This window comes from Enterobacter sp. JBIWA003 (genome assembly GCF_019968825.1).
Classification (GTDB): Bacteria; Pseudomonadota; Gammaproteobacteria; order Enterobacterales; family Enterobacteriaceae; genus Enterobacter; species Enterobacter quasiroggenkampii.
The window spans coordinates 808,897-827,283 of the sequence record NZ_CP074170.1 but is presented as its reverse complement, the minus strand read 5'-3'; the positions used below and the strand labels follow the sequence as shown (position 1 = coordinate 827,283).

At 53.7% G+C, this 18,387-nt stretch carries 13 protein-coding genes; 9 read left to right on the top strand and 4 right to left on the bottom strand.

The features are described 5' to 3' along the window. The first annotated feature begins 4 nt into the window (after positions 1-4). Both rluA and KGP25_RS03970 read left to right on the top strand, forming a co-directional pair. Positions 5-664 (top strand): bifunctional tRNA pseudouridine(32) synthase/23S rRNA pseudouridine(746) synthase RluA, encoded by a 660-nt coding sequence (gene rluA, locus KGP25_RS03975; protein ID WP_008502014.1) that lies wholly within the window; start codon positions 5-7, stop codon positions 662-664. Between the two features lie 312 nt (positions 665-976). Next, a complete protein-coding gene (locus KGP25_RS03970; RefSeq protein WP_223540011.1) occupies positions 977-4,261 on the top strand; it encodes an autotransporter outer membrane beta-barrel domain-containing protein in 3,285 nt (1,094 codons plus the stop codon). Between the two features lie 60 nt (positions 4,262-4,321). Here the strand turns inward: KGP25_RS03970 and djlA are convergent, their stop codons facing one another. Continuing rightward, the gene (djlA, locus tag KGP25_RS03965; RefSeq protein WP_008502016.1) at positions 4,322-5,137 is read right to left on the bottom strand and encodes a co-chaperone DjlA; all 816 of its coding nucleotides are present in this window, start codon (positions 5,135-5,137) and stop codon (positions 4,322-4,324) included. A 239-nt stretch (positions 5,138-5,376) separates the two neighbouring features. Here djlA and lptD point away from each other — a divergent pair, with 239 nt between their 5' ends. The 6 genes from lptD to apaH are packed head-to-tail and all read left to right on the top strand — an operon-like array spanning position 5,377 to position 12,100. Next, positions 5,377-7,722: an LPS assembly protein LptD gene (lptD, locus tag KGP25_RS03960; RefSeq protein ID WP_223540010.1), complete on the top strand. Its 2,346-nt coding sequence runs from the start codon at positions 5,377-5,379 to the stop codon at positions 7,720-7,722. Positions 7,723-7,775: 53 nt separating this feature from the next. Continuing rightward, complete coding sequence (surA, locus tag KGP25_RS03955; RefSeq protein ID WP_045907775.1) at positions 7,776-9,062, top strand: peptidylprolyl isomerase SurA; 1,287 nt, start codon at positions 7,776-7,778, stop codon at positions 9,060-9,062. Next, entirely contained in the window at positions 9,062-10,048 is a 987-nt protein-coding gene (gene pdxA, locus KGP25_RS03950; RefSeq protein ID WP_045907774.1) for a 4-hydroxythreonine-4-phosphate dehydrogenase PdxA, read from the top strand. The genes surA and pdxA overlap by 1 nt, the downstream gene beginning before the upstream one ends. After that, on the top strand, positions 10,045-10,866 hold the full coding sequence (gene rsmA, locus KGP25_RS03945) for a 16S rRNA (adenine(1518)-N(6)/adenine(1519)-N(6))-dimethyltransferase RsmA (RefSeq protein WP_008502020.1): 822 nt from the start codon (positions 10,045-10,047) through the stop codon (positions 10,864-10,866). The genes pdxA and rsmA overlap by 4 nt, the downstream gene beginning before the upstream one ends. A 3-nt stretch (positions 10,867-10,869) precedes the next feature. Beyond that, positions 10,870-11,247 (top strand): Co2+/Mg2+ efflux protein ApaG, encoded by a 378-nt coding sequence (gene apaG, locus KGP25_RS03940; protein WP_032644031.1) that lies wholly within the window; start codon positions 10,870-10,872, stop codon positions 11,245-11,247. A gap of 4 nt (positions 11,248-11,251) precedes the next feature. Then, positions 11,252-12,100, top strand: a complete 849-nt coding sequence (gene apaH / locus KGP25_RS03935; protein ID WP_045907773.1) for a bis(5'-nucleosyl)-tetraphosphatase (symmetrical) ApaH — start codon at positions 11,252-11,254, stop codon at positions 12,098-12,100. Positions 12,101-12,136: 36 nt separating this feature from the next. On the opposite strand, the gene folA is transcribed toward apaH, so the two are convergent. From folA to kefF, 3 genes are all read right to left on the bottom strand, one after another. Next, on the bottom strand, positions 12,137-12,616 hold the full coding sequence (gene folA, locus KGP25_RS03930) for a type 3 dihydrofolate reductase (RefSeq protein WP_008502023.1): 480 nt from the start codon (positions 12,614-12,616) through the stop codon (positions 12,137-12,139). A 114-nt stretch (positions 12,617-12,730) separates the two neighbouring features. Beyond that, positions 12,731-14,596 (bottom strand): glutathione-regulated potassium-efflux system protein KefC, encoded by a 1,866-nt coding sequence (gene kefC, locus KGP25_RS03925; RefSeq protein ID WP_223540009.1) that lies wholly within the window; start codon positions 14,594-14,596, stop codon positions 12,731-12,733. Then, positions 14,589-15,119: a glutathione-regulated potassium-efflux system oxidoreductase KefF gene (kefF, locus tag KGP25_RS03920; RefSeq protein WP_223540008.1), complete on the bottom strand. Its 531-nt coding sequence runs from the start codon at positions 15,117-15,119 to the stop codon at positions 14,589-14,591. The genes kefC and kefF overlap by 8 nt, the downstream gene beginning before the upstream one ends. Positions 15,120-15,484: 365 nt before the next feature. Between kefF and KGP25_RS03915 the strand changes: the two genes are divergently transcribed. Beyond that, a complete protein-coding gene (locus KGP25_RS03915; RefSeq protein WP_223540007.1) occupies positions 15,485-18,370 on the top strand; it encodes an autotransporter outer membrane beta-barrel domain-containing protein in 2,886 nt (961 codons plus the stop codon). The last annotated feature ends 17 nt before the right edge of the window (positions 18,371-18,387 follow it).

Here is an 18,387-nt window from a genome sequence, read left to right as displayed (position 1 = left end):
CAAGATGGTGATGGAGCCGTACAATCCGCCGCAGGATCCCTGGCTGGTCATTCTGTATCAGGATGAACACATTATGGTGGTCAACAAGCCCAGCGGGCTGTTGTCCGTGCCGGGGCGTCTGGATGAGCACAAAGACAGCGTGATGACGCGCATTCAGCGCGATTATCCTCAGGCGGAGTCTGTCCATCGCCTGGACATGGCGACCAGCGGCGTGATTGTGGTGGCGCTGAATAAGGCGGCGGAACGCGAGCTGAAGCGCCAGTTCCGCGAGCGTGAGCCGAAAAAGCAGTATGTCGCCCGCGTCTGGGGTCACCCCGCGCAGGCGGAAGGGCTGGTGGATTTACCGCTGATCTGCGACTGGCCGAACCGCCCAAAGCAGAAGGTGTGCTACGAAACCGGCAAGGCCGCGCAGACCGAGTATGAAGTGCTGGAGTACGCGCCGGATAATACCGCGCGCGTCCTGCTTAAGCCGATTACCGGTCGCTCACACCAGCTACGTGTGCATATGCTTGCCCTGGGTCATCCAATTCTGGGCGACCGGTTTTACGCGCCGCCTGAAGCGCTGGCCTTAGCGCCACGTCTGCAGTTGCACGCGCAGACGCTTACCATCACCCATCCGGCCTTCGGTAATGCGATGACGTTTAAAGCTCCGGTGGACTTCTAATCCACGCTCAATAAATATTTGTTATCGGGCACGCGCCTGATAACAAATATTCAAAATCCATATATTTCACACCAATAATAAAACCACCACAAATAATATTCACAAAAGTTATTTCTTATAATAACGCCTCTCTCATTTATTTAAAAAAACTAAAATACATATTAAAAAATAGTAAATTGAATTAACGTCGGTCATTGTTAAAAATCCTCCTAAAAAATAAGGAAATACTAATCCCACTGGCTCCCAGGCCAGGTCGTTTCGCTAGCCAAAAACATTCAGAAACAATCGACTCATCAATTTACAAGGACGTATATGAACAGGACTTACAACATCATCTGGAATTACGCCAGAAATATGTACATTGTTGCCTCTGAGTTTTCCCGTGGAGACAGCAAAACCCGCTCACGCGTTCGCGCTGGAGGGGCTATCGCGACCTTTATTTTATCCGGCATTGCGGGTTCGGCACTCGCGACTGACAGGACGTTTGAGGCTGTCCCAGGTGATAACGAGATCAGCGGCGAATACTCAACCACAGAGAATGTTACCGCAGCGGTAACAGCCCAGGGTTCCGATGTCGTTGTTAACGATAGTGGCGCGCTGACAATATCGACTAGCGGAGACTCAGCGATGGGCCTTTACGTTTTCAATGGCGCGAAAGTCACGCTAGACGATCCCAACACCACCATTACTACTTCTGGATATGGCATGGCCAGGGGGCTCGTTAACCAACAAGGAACGGTCACATTAGCTAACGTTACTATAAAAACCACCGGTGATTTTGGTAATGCGGGCATATTTAACAATGGCGAAATGACCGGCACCGGGGTCACCATTAGTACAACCGGTAGCGAGAGCTACGGGATTCAGAATTACACCCAAACGTTTACCTTAGACTCATCAAAAATTGATACTTACGGTGAAAAGTCTATCGGTTTATCCAATTTCGGCCGAGCAGCGCTCTCGGATACGCAAATTGCCACGCATGGGCAGAATTCTGACGCGATATCCTCCAGTAAAGCAACCAGCGCTGTCGTGCTAAATAACGGTTCTGTCATTACGACAGGGGAAAATTCACGGGCAGTGGTTATCAATAACGGCGGGGAATTTGATGCAACCGGCACCACGATTACCAGTGAACAGTCTGCAGCCATCGTCTTGCAAAACGCCAGCAATGCCGCCATCGCTAACAGTAATATTTCCGGTAGCAATGCCGTCTTCTCGTTCAGCGGTGGAAAAAATGCCGCCACAATTGACGGCGGAAGCATTACGGCAACCGCATCCGGAGGAAGTGCTTTTGCCGTGGATTCAGGATCTGCCGATATTAGCGTGAAGAATGTGCAAACGATGAATGCAGACAATCTGCTCACCGTGGCCAATACCGCCGATGCAGTCACCCTGAGCGCTGAAAACAGCAAGTTGTCCGGCGCCGTTAAGGCCAGCGGTGATAATGTCAGCATGAATCTGGATGAAAACAGCCAGTGGCTGCTTACCGGCGATTCCAGCGTCGGTAATCTTTCCAGTAACGGGCGCATCACGCTCGGCGATGAAAACGGCAGTGCCGGTACGCTCAATGTCGGTAATCTCATCCTTCAGGATAACAGCCAAACTGATGTCTACCTCGATGCAAACGCGACAAGTGCCCCTGTTATCGCTCAGAATGCAACGCTGAATGGCACGCTGAATATTACAGGTTACGGTAGTGCCAGCACGCTTTCAGCGGATAGCACCTTCACGGTGATTGACGCTGAAAATGCAATCAATGGCAATTTTACCCACCTCACCGTCGCGGGTATGGCATCAGGATCCGTTGACTTCATCACCTTCAGCGGCACCGTTGACCCCGCCGACGTGACGAATTACGTCCTGACGCCGTCATTAGCCTGGTATGCCAGCCAGAACCCAACGCCAACGGCGGCTCACGGTACATTCACCCTGAACAATGCTGACGGCAGCTTTACGCTGAGCACGGCGCTTGTCGATCAAAATGCTAACGCCACGACGGGATGGGACGGTAAATCACTCACCAAAGAGGGGCAAGGTACGCTGATTCTGAATGCCGCAAACAGTTACAGCGGCACAACAGATGTTAACCAGGGCACGCTCTGGCTGGGCGAGGCCGGCGTTATCGGCGTACAAAACAGCGAGCAGGCCGTGAATGTCGCGGCAGGCGCGACGTTTGGTGGCGACAACGGTGTGGTGAACGGCAATGTTAACAGCAAAGGCACCGTTCAGTTCAACGACACGCTTACGATCAATGGTGATCTGAGCAACGCAGGCAGCATTATCAGCGGCAAAATCGAAGGTACCGACGGCACAACGACCGGTAACACACTGATCGTAAACGGCGATTATACCGGTAATCAGGGGTCTCTGACGCTGAATACGCAGTTAGGCGACGATACGTCGCCAACCGATATGCTTAACATTACGGGGAATACGTCCGGTAACACTACCCTGTACATTAACAACGCAGGCGGTCAGGGGGCCCTGACCCAAAACGGAATTGAAGTGATTAAGGTCGGCGGTGAATCAAACGGTACCTTTGTTCAGGGTAACCAGGTCCAAATCAACGCCTACGAATACCGTCTGTATCAGGACTCAGGGAACTGGTATCTCCGTTCCCAGGCCACGGGTGAGGGTGGCGACGTAACGCCTCAGTATCGTGCCGATATTGGTTCATACCTTAGCAACCAGTGGCTGGCTCGCGATCTGCAGATGCAGACCCTCTCAGACCGAGAAGGCAGCCAGTTCAAATCGCAAAACGGCACGACATGGGCGCGTTTCAAAGCAGGTAAGAACCAGTCCACTGCGGCAGAGAGCAATATTGATATCGACAGCAACTACTCCCAGTTCCAGATGGGGGGCGATGTTGCAGCCTGGAACAACGGCGAAAAAAGCCTGGTGGTCGGGATTATGGGTAGCTATATGAACGCCAGCAGCGACAGCACGGGCAATAGAGGTGCTGACGGCAGCCGCTTTAGCGCTGACGGTAAAGTCGATGGCTATAACCTCGGCGTCTATGCCACCTGGTTTGCCGATGCCCGACAGCATCAGGGTTTTTATGTCGACAGCTGGTATCAGTACGGGATGTACCACAACAGCGTAGATAACGGTGACGTTGGCTCAACGGATTACGATTCAAACGCCAGCGCCGTTTCGCTGGAAACGGGCTATCGCTACGATGTCGCACTCGGCGACAACACGCTGAGTCTCACGCCGCAGGCACAGATCGTCTGGCAGGATTACCGTGCCGATGACATCAAAGACAGCAGCGGCACAACGATTGATGGGCAAAACGGTGACAGCTGGACCACCCGTTTAGGTCTGCGAGTTGACAGCAAGATGAATAAGGCGAACGACGCGGTTATCCAGCCGTTTGCGGAGGTCAACTGGCTGCATACCTCTGAAGAAACGGCAGTTAACTTTGGTGACACACAGATCAAACAGGATATTCCTGCCGATCGTGCGGAGCTGAAAGCGGGTGTTCAGGCGAATGTGAACAAGCAATGGAGCGTTATCGCCCAGGTGTCCGGACAGAAAGGTGATAATGATTACAGCGATGTAAACGGCAGTCTGAACGTACGCTACAACTGGTAATCACGTAGAAAGGGCCTGGCAGTTCATCCTGCCAGGCCCTTCTTCATTCTCCAGAGGGGCTTATTTAAAGCCTTTCTTCTCTTTAATCAGTTCGTACGCTTTCTGAATTTCCTGCGCCTTTTGCTTCGCCATCTCCATCATTTCCGGCGGTAAGCCTTTCGCGACCAGCTTGTCCGGATGGTGCTCGCTCATCAGCTTACGATAGGCACGTTTGATCGTGGTCTGATCGTCAGAAGGTTTTACGCCTAGTACGTTACAGGCATCTTCCAGCGTCGGACCACGCTGCGCCTGCTGCCAGGCACCGCCAGATGACTGCTGGTGATAGCCGCCGCCAAACTGCGCCCCGCCCTGCATCATGCGCAGGAACTGGTCGAACTGCATACGGGAGATGCCCAGCTCTTCCGCAATCACGTATAAAACATCGCGCTCGTTAGGGTGAAGCGAGCCGTCGGCGAAGGCCGCCTGAATCTGAATTTCCAGAAACATCCGAATTAAATCAAAACGGCCGAAGCAGATGCTGCGGAACTGACGCATTTTTTCGCGAAGCGGATAGTTATCGGATTTCCCAATGCGAAACGCATTTTGCGCCTCCAGGCGGGAGTCACCGTGCAGATTCATGCGGTCCATAAAGACGCTGGCAATCTGAATATCGGCTTCCGTAACGCGGCCTTTGGATTTGGTTAAATGCCCCATCACCTCAAAGGTGGTGGAGAAAAAGAGTGACTGACGCTCGCGCTGATTGGCAAACCAGGCCATTTTGCGGCTGCGCGCCTTATCAAACATATGGCCAATAATAAGCCCCAGCACTATTCCCCAGAACCCGGCACCCATGATGATGGCGAACGCAACGCCGATTATTTTACCCCAATACTGCATATACTCCCCGGATAGTCATATTCCTGGCCGACGCAACGTCATCATCACTGTGTTCAAGTCACGGTCAATTGAAGGACATCGCCTATAATTTGCTTTATCATACTCGTCATTCGATAGCGAGCCTAACACTCTGGCACGCAAACGGGCAGGATTAACGCTGGTACTGCGCAGATGAGTAAGATAGTCTCTGAGCGTTTGTAAGCCGTAGCCACTGATGACGGAACAATAAAATACAACGTATGAAAAAACGTATCCCCACCCTCCTGGCCACAATGATTGGCACCGCCCTGTACAGTCAACAGGGGCTGGCGGCCGACCTCGCCTCGCAGTGTATGCTTGGCGTCCCAAGTTATAATCGCCCACTGGTGAGTGGCGATACCAATAGCTTGCCGGTAACCATTACTGCCGACAGTTCAAAAGGGACTTACCCTGACAATGCCACGTTTACAGGCAATGTCGATATTAATCAGGGCAATAGCCGCCTGCAGGCAGATGAAGTGCAGTTGCACCAGAAGCAGCCGGAAGGCGCGGCCGAGCCGGTACGCACGGTGGATGCGCTGGGTAATGTGCACTATGACGACAATCAGGTCATCCTGAAAGGTCCGAAAGCCTGGTCAAACCTGAATACGAAAGACACTAACGTCTGGAAAGGTGATTACCAGATGGTGGGTCGCCAGGGGCGCGGTGACGCAGACCTGATGAAACAGCGCGGAGAAAACCGCTATACTATCCTGGAAAATGGCACGTTCACGTCGTGTCTGCCGGGTTCAAATACCTGGAGCGTGGTCGGGAGCGAAGTGATCCATGACCGCGAAGAGCAGGTCGCAGAGATCTGGAACGCCCGCTTCAAGGTGGGTCCGGTCCCCATATTCTACAGCCCTTATTTGCAGCTTCCCGTGGGTGACAAACGTCGCTCCGGTTTCCTGATCCCGAATGCCAAATACAGCACCACGAACTACTTTGAGTTCTACCTGCCGTATTACTGGAATATCGCGCCCAACATGGATGCGACGATCACGCCGCACTATATCCACAAGCGCGGCAACGTCATGTGGGAGAACGAATTCCGCTATCTGACTCACGCCGGTGCGGGTCTGATGGAGCTGGATTATCTGCCGTCGGATAAAGTATTCCAGGACGAGCATCCGACTGAAGGCGATAAACACCGCTGGATGTATTTCTGGCAGCATTCCGGGGTGATGGATCAGGTCTGGCGTTTCAACGTCAACTACACCAAGGTCAGCGACCCGAACTACTTCAACGATTTTTCGTCAAAATACGGTTCGAGTACCGACGGTTATGCCACACAGATCTTCAGCGTTGGCTATGCGGTGCAGAACTTCGATGCGACGGTAACCAATAAACAATTCCAGGTGTTCTCAAGCCAGACGGCGAGTACTTATGGTGCCGAGCCGCAACTGGACGTTAACTGGTACCAGAATGACGTGGGGCCATTTGACACCCGTATTTATGGTCAGGCGGTGCATTTTGTAAACACCAATTCCACTATGCCGGAAGCCACCCGTGTTCACCTGGAGCCTGTCATCAACCTTCCATGGTCCAATGACTGGGCAAGTCTGAACACAGAAGCTAAGCTGATGGCGACACACTATCAGCAGAAAAACATTGATGATTACAACACCAGCAACAACGCCCATCTTGAGGAATCCGTTAACCGTACGCTTCCGCAGTTCAAAATGGACGGTAAGCTGATATTCGAACGCAATATGGGTCTTCTGGCGGATGGCTATACCCAGACGCTGGAGCCACGTATGCAATACCTGTACGTGCCTTATCGAGACCAGAGCAACATCAATAACTACGACTCCTCCTTATTGCAATCGGACTACAGCGGTCTGTTCCGCGACCGTACGTATGGTGGTCTGGACCGTATCGCATCTGCTAACCAGTTGACGACCGGGGTCACATCGCGCGTTTATGATGACGCTGCCGTTGAACGTTTTAACGTTTCTGTTGGTCAAATCTATTATTTCACCGAGTCTCGTACGGGCGATGACAACATTAAGTGGGAGCAAGATAATAAGACGGGTTCGCTAATTTGGGCTGGCGACACCTACTGGCGTATGACCGATCGTTGGGGCCTGCGTGGTGGCGTTCAGTACGACACACGTCTCGACAATATTGCCAACAGTACTGCGGCTATTGAATATCGCCGGGATGAAGATCGTATGGTGCAGTTGACCTATCGTTATGCCAGTCCGGAATATATTCAGGCGACATTACCAAACTATGGTACTGCTGAGCAGTATAAAGACGGTATTTCGCAGGTGGGTGGCGCAGCGAGTTGGCCCATCGCCGACCGTTGGTCAATCGTAGGCGCTTACTACTTTGACACTAACGCGAATAAAGCTGCTGACCAGATGGTGGGGCTGCAATATAACTCCTGCTGCTACGCGCTGCGTGTCGGTTACGAACGTAAGCTTAACGGCTGGGAAAACAATCAAAGCAAATACGATAACGTGATTGGCTTTAACTTCGAGTTACGCGGCCTGAGTTCCAACTACGGTCTGGGTACGCAGAAAATGCTGCGCTCGAATATTCTGCCTTACCGCAGTTCCTTGTAATGTGCTTGATTTGCAACGTAATCCGCTTTGCGGTTAATTGAAATGGAAAAAGTATGAAGAACTGGAAAACGCTGCTGCTCGGTGTCGCTATGGTTGCGAATACCAGCTTCGCGGCCCCCCAGGTTGTTGATAAAGTCGCCGCGGTGGTTAACAACGGCGTCGTGCTTGAAAGTGACGTTGACGGTCTGATGAAATCGGTGAAGCTCAATTCGGGCGAAGCGGGTCAGCAGCTTCCGGATGACGCCACGCTGCGCCATCAGATCCTGGAGCGTCTGATCATGGATCAGATCGTTCTGCAGATGGGGCAGAAAATGGGTGTGAAGGTCACTGACGAGCAGCTCGATCAGGCGATCGCTAACATCGCGAAACAAAACAACATGTCTTTAGACCAGATGCGCAGCCGTCTGGCCTATGACGGCATCAGCTACGCCACCTACCGTAATCAGATCCGTAAAGAGATGCTGATTTCGGAAGTGCGTAACAACGAAGTGCGTCGCCGCGTCACTATCCTGCCTCAGGAAGTGGACGCGCTGGCAAAACAGGTGGGTAACCAGAACGATGCGAGCACGGAGCTGAATCTGAGCCACATTCTGATCCCACTGCCAGAGAACCCAACGTCCGATCAGGCTGCGGAAGCAGAAAGTCAGGCGCGTTCCATTGTCGAACAGGCGCGTAACGGCGGTGACTTTGGCAAGCTGGCCATCACCTACTCCGCAGACCAACAGGCGCTGAAAGGCGGCCAGATGGGCTGGGGACGTATTCAGGAGCTGCCATCCATCTTTGCCCAGGCCCTGAGTACGGCGAAGAAAGGGGATATCGTCGGTCCAATCCGTTCAGGCGTGGGCTTCCACATTCTGAAAGTGAACGATCTGCGCGGCCAGAGCCAAAATATCTCCGTTACCGAAGTTCACGCTCGTCATATTCTTCTGAAACCGTCACCAATCATGACTGACGATCAGGCGCGTGCGAAGCTGGAACAGATTGCAGCAGATATTAAGAGCGGTAAAACCTCGTTTGCGAAAGCAGCAAAAGAGTTCTCTCAGGATCCTGGCTCTGCTAACCAGGGCGGCGATCTGGGCTGGGCGGCAGCGGATATTTACGATCCTGCCTTCCGTGACGCGCTGATGAAGCTGAACAAAGGCCAGATTAGCGCGCCGGTCCACTCTTCGTTTGGCTGGCATCTGATCGAGCTGATGGACACCCGTAACGTTGATAAAACGGATGCGGCGCAGAAAGACAGAGCCTACCGTATGCTGTTTAACCGTAAGTTCTCTGAAGAAGCAGCCACCTGGATGCAGGAACAACGCGCCAGTGCTTACGTGAAAGTGCTGAGCAACTAATGAAACAGCATCGTGTTGTTATCACGCCCGGCGAACCCGCCGGGATTGGGCCTGACCTCGTTGTCCAGCTCGCCCAGCGCAGCTGGCCAGTAGAACTGGTTGTCTGCGCGGATGCAACACTGTTACAGGACCGGGCAACGCTGCTCGGTCTGCCTTTAACGCTCATCCCTTACGTTGAAGGCCAACAGCCTGCACCGCAGCAAGCCGGTACCCTCACCCTTCTTTCTGTTCCCCTTCGTACGCCGGTCATTCCTGGCCAGCTCAGCACGGAAAACGGCCACTATGTGGTTGAAACCCTTGCGCGCGCCTGCGACGGTTGCCTGAAGGGCGAATTTGCCGCCCTGATTACCGGCCCCGTCCACAAAGGCGTGATCAACGAAGCGGGCATACCGTTTACCGGGCATACGGAGTTCTTCGAAGAGCGATCGCACAGTCCGAAAGTGGTGATGATGCTGGCGACCGAAGCGATGCGCGTTGCCCTGGTGACCACCCATCTGCCGATCAAAGCGATTCCGGATGCGATCACCCCCGATCTCCTGCGCGAGATCATCGGGATTTTGCATCACGATCTGCAGACAAAATTTGGGATCCCGCAGCCGCATGTGCTGGTTTGTGGCCTGAATCCGCACGCGGGCGAAGGCGGACACATGGGCACCGAAGAGATCGACACCATCATTCCGGTACTCAACGAAATGCGGGCGAAGGGAATGAACCTCAGCGGTCCGCTGCCTGCTGATACCCTTTTCCAGCCGAAATACCTGGATAATGCCGACGCCGTGCTCGCGATGTACCACGATCAGGGCCTGCCCGTGCTAAAATACCAGGGCTTTGGCCGCGGGGTGAATATCACCCTCGGTTTACCCTTTATTCGAACGTCCGTTGACCACGGTACTGCGCTGGATCTGGCAGGCCAGGGGAAAGCGGATGTCGGCAGTTTTATTACGGCGCTTAATCTCGCCATCAAAATGATTGTTAATACTCAATGACTAATCGAGTCCATCAGGGCCACTTAGCCCGTAAACGTTTCGGGCAAAACTTCCTTAACGATCAGTTCGTGATCGAAAGCATTGTCTCGGCTATTAATCCACAAAAAGGCCAGGCGATGGTCGAAATCGGCCCGGGCCTTGCCGCACTGACCGAGCCGGTAGGCGAACGCCTCGACGAACTGACCGTCATCGAACTGGACCGCGATCTGGCCGCACGCCTGCAAACGCACCCGTTCCTCGGGCCGAAGCTGACTATCTATCAGCAGGACGCCATGACCATGAACTTCGGCGAACTGTCGGAAAAAATGGGCCAGCCGCTGCGCGTTTTCGGCAACCTGCCGTATAACATCTCCACGCCGCTCATGTTCCACCTCTTTAGCTATACTGATGCCATTGCCGATATGCACTTCATGTTGCAAAAAGAGGTGGTTAACCGTCTGGTTGCAGGCCCGAACAGTAAAGCGTATGGTCGTTTAAGCGTGATGGCACAATATTACTGCAACGTGATCCCGGTGCTCGAAGTACCGCCGTCAGCGTTCACACCGCCACCGAAAGTGGATTCAGCGGTTGTGCGCCTTGTGCCGCACAAAACAAAACCGTACCCGGTTAAAGATCTGCGTGTACTGAGCCGTATTACCACTGAAGCCTTTAACCAGCGTCGTAAAACGATCCGTAACAGCCTCAGCAATTCGTTCACCGTTGAGGTATTAGCTGAACTGGGGATCGACCCGGCAATGCGTGCGGAGAACATTTCCGTAGAGCAGTACTGCAAGCTGGCTAATTACATCAGCGAAAATGCGCCGCCGAAGGAGAGTTAAGCCATGATTGATTCGCCCCGCGTATGTGTCCATGTACAAAGCGTCTATGTTGAATCACAGTCCTCGCCGGACGAAGAACGCTTTGTCTTTGCTTACACCGTGACCATTCGCAACCTGGGGCGGACGCCCGTGCAGCTGCGCGGACGCTACTGGCTTATCACCAACGGCAATGGCCGCGAAATCGAAGTTCAGGGCGAAGGTGTGGTCGGTGAACAGCCCCACATCGCCCCTGGCGAAGAGTACCAGTACACCAGCGGCGCGGTGATTGAAACGCCGATGGGTACCATGCAAGGCCATTATGAAATGGTCGATGTCGATGGCAATGGCTTCCGCGTTGCCATTCCCGTGTTCCGTCTCGCCGTAACCACACTTATTCATTAATCTAATGTCTACATATCTGATTGGCGACGTTCACGGTTGCTACGATGAACTGATCGCATTATTAAAACAGGTCGACTTTACGCCAGAACAGGACACGCTCTGGCTGACGGGCGATTTAGTCGCACGTGGCCCCGGCTCTCTTGAGGTATTACGTTTTGTCAAATCACTGGGCGACAGCGTGCGCATGGTGCTGGGCAATCACGATCTGCATCTGCTGGCAGTGTTCGCCGGGATCAGCCGCAATAAACCTAAAGATCGCCTCACCCCGCTGCTGGATGCGCCGGACGCGGACGATCTGATTAACTGGCTGCGCCGTCAGCCCCTGCTTCAGGTCGACGAAGAGAAAAAGCTGGTCATGGCGCATGCCGGGATCACGCCACAATGGGATCTTGAAACAGCGAAAACCTGTGCGCGTGACGTTGAGGCGGTGCTGGCAAGCGACTCGTATCCTTTCTTCCTCGATGCCATGTACGGCGACATGCCGAACCACTGGAGCGAGGATCTCAGCGGTCTGGCCCGTCTGCGCTTTATCACGAACGCCTTCACCCGCATGCGTTTCTGCTTCCCGAACGGACAGCTGGACATGTATTCCAAAGAGACGCCGGAAAGCGCACCGGCCCCGCTCAAACCGTGGTTTGCCATTCCGGGACCGGTGACCAGCGAGTACAGCGTGGTATTTGGTCACTGGGCTGCACTGGAAGGAAAAGGGACGCCGGACGGGATTTACGGTCTGGATACCGGATGCTGCTGGGGCGGAGAGTTAACCTGCTTACGCTGGGAAGATAAAGCTTACTTTGTTCAGCCGTCCAACCGACAGCTGGACTTAGGGGAAAGTGAGGCCGTCGCCTCCTGAATCATGCCCTCTCCCGGGCGGGAGAGGGCAAATCACTTAACGACGTTCCAGGATCTCGAAGCAGTAGCTGTGAGAGTTCTGTGCATCCGCATCGTGGAATTCGCTGAATACCGATTCCCACTCGTCCGGATCGTAGTCCGGGAAATGGGTATCCCCTTCCACTTCCGCATCAATATGGGTCAGATACAGCTTCTGCGCTTTAGGCAGGAACTGCTCGTACACGCGCCCGCCGCCAATCACCATGATCTCTTCGGCATTGCCGCATGCAGCAATCGCCTCGTCGACGGATTTTACCCATTCGACGCGATCGTCAGTACCCGGCTGGCTACTGATAACGATATTTTTACGGCCCGGCAATGGACGACCAATCGACTCCCAGGTCAGGCGGCCCATCACTACCGGCTTGTTTAACGTAGTACGTTTAAACCATGCGAGATCGGCAGGCAGGTTCCACGGCATGGCATTTTCCATACCGATAACGCGGTCCACCGCCAGCGCTGCAATCAGACTGATCATTGAAAATTTCCCGGATGCAAAAAATTGCCGCCACTATACGGAAAGCTTAATCTTTCGTCGACTGGCGGCAGAGTAAAGATACAGAAATTTTTTAATATTGCTGGCAACTCCACTTCACGCGGAAGGTTTACTCTCCGGTTCGTCAGACGGATCCCCGGTATGCTTGCCCTCTTCCGTGCCCTGCCAGCCGTGACGCTGGATCAGCGACAGGTGATTGCGATCCTCATTGATGATTTCCGTCAGCATGGCGCTGGTGCGTTTAAACACTGCCGCACGCTCCGTGGCCGTACTGCCCGCCATCGCCGCCATCTCTTCCACCATTTCGGTATTAAAGCGACGGAACAGATCCGCCCGTTCGCGGGCTTCATACGCGCCGAGTCCCAGGTTTTCCAGCGCCATGCGGCCAGACTTCAGCGCGCCTTCAAACGTTTCACGCTCCGGTGCTTCTACCCCCGCCTGCCGCAGCCGGATATAGTGATCCACATCGCGGGCGCGGGAAATGATGGTCAGATCCGGAAAATGCTCTTTCGCCATTTCCACCATCTGCATGCTGGTCTCCGGATCGTCAATCGCGTTAATCAATACCTCCGCTTTCGCCGCCCCGGCGGATTCCAATAGATCGACGCGCGTTGCATCGCCGTAAAACACCTTCATATCAAATTTACGCAGTGTATCGACATGGTCGGGGTCGTGATCGAGGATAACCATTTTCACCCCGCTGGACAGCAACAGACGGCCAACGATCTGCCCGTAGCGGCCAAATCCGGCAATGATGACGCGAGGCTGCTCCTCGTCGATCTCATCGGCTTCGCGCTCCTGATCGCTACCCGATTTTTCCAGACGCGTCAGCACCACCAGCAGAACGGGCGTCGCGGCCATCGACAGAGCGACCGCCAGCGTCAGCGCTTTTGCCCACTCGGGATCGAGGACGTTTGCCATCTGCGCCGCGCCAAAGACCACGAACGCAAATTCACTCCCCTGCCCCAGCAGAACCGCAAACCAGCTGCGCTGCTTATTCGGCACCTTCAGCGGACGCGCAATCAGCCACAGCATCGCCATTTTAATGATCAGGAAGCCGACCAGCAGGACGACGATCCGCAGCGGGTGCGTCACCAGCGTGCCAAAGTCGACGGACATCCCTACGCCGATGAAAAACAGCCCCAGCAGCAAGCCTTTGAACGGCTCGATATCGCTTTCCAGCGCGTGACGGTATTCGGAACTCGCCAGCAGAACACCCGCCAGGAAGGCCCCCATCGCCATCGACAGGCCGGCTTCCTCCAGCAGCAGACCGAAGCCAAACACCAGAAAGAGCGCCACGGCACTGAACACTTCGCGAAGGCCCGAGCGGGCCACGAACCGCAGCAGCGGACGGGTGACGTAGCGACCAAGCAGCACCACCAGCGCCAGCGCCCCCACGACTTTTAATGCCGACAGCGCGAACGCCCCCAGCGTCGTGGAGGAACCGCTGGCCGCCAGCAGCGGGATCATCGCCACCAGCGGGATAGCGGCAATGTCCTGGAACAGCAGCACCGAGAACGCACTGCGTCCCATCTGGGAGACCGTCAGATTGCGCTCGTTCATGGCCTGCATGGCAATGGCGGTCGAGGAGAGCGCCAGCGTCATGCCGATAAGCTCTGCCACTTTCCAGTCCATGCCCAGCAGGATGCAGAACCCACCCAGCAGCAGGCCACAGGCCACCATCTGCAGCGCCCCGCCGCCAAATACAGAGGCGCGAAGCTTCCACAGGCGCTGCGGATCGAGCTCCAGACCAATCACAAAGAGCATCAGCACAACGCCAATTTCAGCGAAATGAAGGATCGCCTCTGCATCCGTCACCAGTCGAAAGCCCCACGGTCCAATAACGCAGCCCGCAATCAGGTAGCCGAGAACAGAGCCCAGCCCCAGGCGTACCGCCACGGGCACAATCAGCGCCGCTGCGCCAAGGTATATCAGCGCCTGTATCAGCGTATGGCTATCCATGGTGCGCCTCCTGCCACTCAAGTAAGCGTTGTTTATAATGGCGAGCCTGCGCCTGCAGAGTTTCGTCATCGCAGACAAAAGTGCAGTGCATCGCAAAAGGCGGGAGCCAGTTCAGGCCGCAGTAGAGCGCGGTCGCCTGCAGCGGCTGTGCCAGAACCTCAAAACCCGGGAAGGAACCAATATCAAAGTGGCTTTCCCCTCCGCCCGTGGTGACCGCCCACATCAGGCTTTTCCCTTTTAACGCATGACCATTGTGGCCATACGCCCAGCCGTGGGAGAAGACCTTATCAATCCACAGCTTCAGCAGCGGGGGCGTGCTGTACCACTGCATGGGATGCTGCCAGACGATCAGATCGGCACGGGAAAGCGCCTCCTGTTCAGCGGCGATATCGATGTTGAAATCGGGATAAAGTTGATAGAGAGAACGTATCTCTACGTCATCAAGCGTCCTTACCTGCTCAAGCATCCGCTTATTCGCATGCGAGTGCTGCGGATAAGGGTGCGCGTAAATAATGAGTATCATCAAATGGCCTGTCTTCTTCTCTTCTTGTAGCAGTGAGTGTAGACAGTTAACCCGCCCGGTGAAAGGGGCGAAAAGCCTTGCAAAGGTAAAACGCAACAATGGGCAATGATTGTCCCGGACGGGTATAGCAGGCGAAAAATGACCGTTTACAGAGAATATATTAAATGAATGATTAAGGATTAAATATATTAATTAACGATCAATTAAGAAACTCTAAAATCATTATTTAATAAATCAACCTATACATAACGCATTGAAAAAATAATAATTTTATGCTCTTAGTCGTAAGCCCATTCTTGTAAGCAGCCTAAAAGGGTTACTCCATATCATTAATTAGCGTCACTTCTTCTCAAATGGATGTGTACATGCGCAACAAAAAATTCAAATTAAACAAAACTACAAGCACCCTCGGAAAGATATTTCCTGCCTTGTTTATATTCACACCGATAGTGGCCCTTGCCGGAACCATTGATCAATCCACCTCTGTCCCACAAGAGTTTTCCTCCGAAGCAGAATACACCATCAATAAAGACGTCACCATCTCGTCCTCGGGAAGTGAGAGCGCGGTTTCTGTTTCAGGATTCAACGTAACAACCGTGACTAACAAGGGTAATATTTCTGGCGCAGGTAAAGGTCTGGACATTAATACCTCTGCGCAACGTGTTACCTTAAATAATGAGGAAGGTGCGACGATTTCCTCTACCGGTGCCTCTGCCGTTAACATTGAATCCATGCAGGGGGATATTATCAATAACGGAAGCATTACCGCTTTCGACAACGGTATTTATGTCAGTCAGAACTCCTCAGCGGTAAATATATCGAATGGCGCTACCGGGGTTATTAAAGGTAAAACAGGTCTTAGTGCACACGTCGGTGTGGCTATAAATAACGAAGGCACGCTTACCGGCACGGAAAATGATGGTATTCACCTGAGCGACGGTAATACCAAAATCACCAATACCGGAACCGTTCAGGGCGCGCAGAACGGCATCAACGTAACGGATACGGCGAAAGTCGATATCACCAACAACGGTTTGATTGGCGGTGGCGGTACGGCAATTACGTTTGCCAGCAGCAAAAATAATACGTTGGTACTTGATACAGGCTCGTCACTGAAAGGCGACGTCATTTCTAGCATCTCTAAAGGAAATACGGTAACCCTGGCAGGAACCGGCACAGAAGACAGCAATTTTGTTGGCTTATCGGAAGGTGATGGCTTCGCTTCTTTAGAAATGGACGGTGAAAGCTGGGCGCTCTCAGGGAATATCGACATTATCGGTTCTGGTAATTCGCTGCTGGTTAACAGCGGTGAGTTAATCCTGTCAGGGAATGTGTCTAATGCAGGCACGACTCTCGTTGCCAAAGATGCTTCTCTCCAGTTGGGTGATGGCACGAGAACGGCGACGCTGAGCGGTGGACTGACCAACAACGGCACCCTTATTTTTAATCAGGGCAGTAATACGGCGTTCGCCACCGGCATTACCGGTAGCGGCAATGTTGAAAAAGTGGATTCCAACACCCTGACGCTAACCGGCAAAAACACCTACACGGGTGATACCGTTCTGCATAGCGGCACCACGCTGGTCGGTGTTGGTTCAACGCTTGGTACAAAGAGTAGCAACGCGACGATTACTGTCGAAAATGGCGCTCAGTTTGCCACTGCTGGCGAAGTAAACGACAATATCAACATCCTCACGGGTGGTACGCTGGCAGCATGGAATGCGATTCAGGGTAACGATACGCTGAGCGTTTCAGGTATCGATACGGTCAACGGCAACGTCACCAACGGTGGCACACTGTTACTCAGCGCCGCCAATCACAGCGTTGGCAATAATTTCACCATTAACGGCGACTATACCGGCTCTGCGGGCAGTCAGATCGTGATGAACAGTACCCTGGGTGAAGACAACTCGCCAACCGATCATCTCACCATTACCGGCAGCAGCTTTGGCCAGTCCGACGTCAGCGTTAACAACATTGGCGGCCTGGGCGCGCAAACCGTTAACGGCATGGAAATTGTCAGCGTTGGCGGCAGCTCCGAAGCCCAGTTGACCCTTGCCAAACCGGTGGTTGCCGGTGCGTGGGAATATAATCTTTATCAGCACAGCAACGGCAACTGGTACCTGGAGTCAAAGGCCACGCCTTCCGATGAACCGTCTGATAATACCGATGATGGCGATAACACCGACAACGGTGATAACACCGACAACGGCGGTAACACCGACAACGGCGGTAACACTGACAACGGCGGTAACTCCGACAACGGCGGTAACACCAACAACGGCGGTAACACCGACAACGGCAGCAACAGCGGTCCTGAGGTCATGGCTCCAGAGGTTGGCGCTTACTTAGGCAACTACCTTGCCGCGCAGAGCATGTTCCTGCACAAGCGTGACGATCGCGATCAGATCACCTTCCGTAATGAAGAAGACCTCAACACCTGGATGTACGTCAAAGGTCGCTACCATGAAAACAATGCAGGCGGCGACAAAGTCAGCTATGACACCACCACCACCGTGCTTCAGGTAGGCAGCGATTTTATGAGCAAGCCTATGGACAACGGTATTCTGCGTGCGGGCGGCATGTTTGGGGCCGGTCAGGCGAAAACCCACTCTGATGCAAAACACAACGTGCGTGATGCGCAGGGCAAAGTGGACGGCTTTAACGTCGGCCTGTATGCAACCTGGCAGGAAGATCAGAAGCTGCGCCTGGGCAGCTACGTTGATACCTGGGCCGCCTACAGCTGGTACAACAATAAAGTGACCAGCAATCGCAACGATGAAGACTACGACAGCACCGGTTTTGCCGCTTCCGTCGAAGTGGGCCATGCGTGGGTGGTTGATTCAGAGAATGAGCGCACCTGGAAAATCGAACCGCAGGCTCAGATCGTCTACAGCTATCTGGATCAGGAAAATCATACCGATCGCGACGGCGTGCGGGTGACAACGCTGGACAACGACGGTCTGTTTGGTCGTCTGGGCGTCAAATCAAGCTACTTCCAGCAGAAAGATGTGAAAGCCTGGCAGCCGTACGTTGCCGTGAACTGGCTGAAAGGTGCGGGTCAAAACGATCTGGCGTTTAACGGCGAGACCGTCAGCAACGATACGCCGGAAGATCGTGGGCAGCTGGAACTGGGCGTCACCGGTAACCTGAACGACACCACCACGCTCTCCCTGCGCGCCAGCGGCGAGTGGGGTGAAAACAGCTATGCTGCTTATGGCGGTCATATCCTGCTGAACCACCGCTGGTAATCGTTCCTGAAAGACTA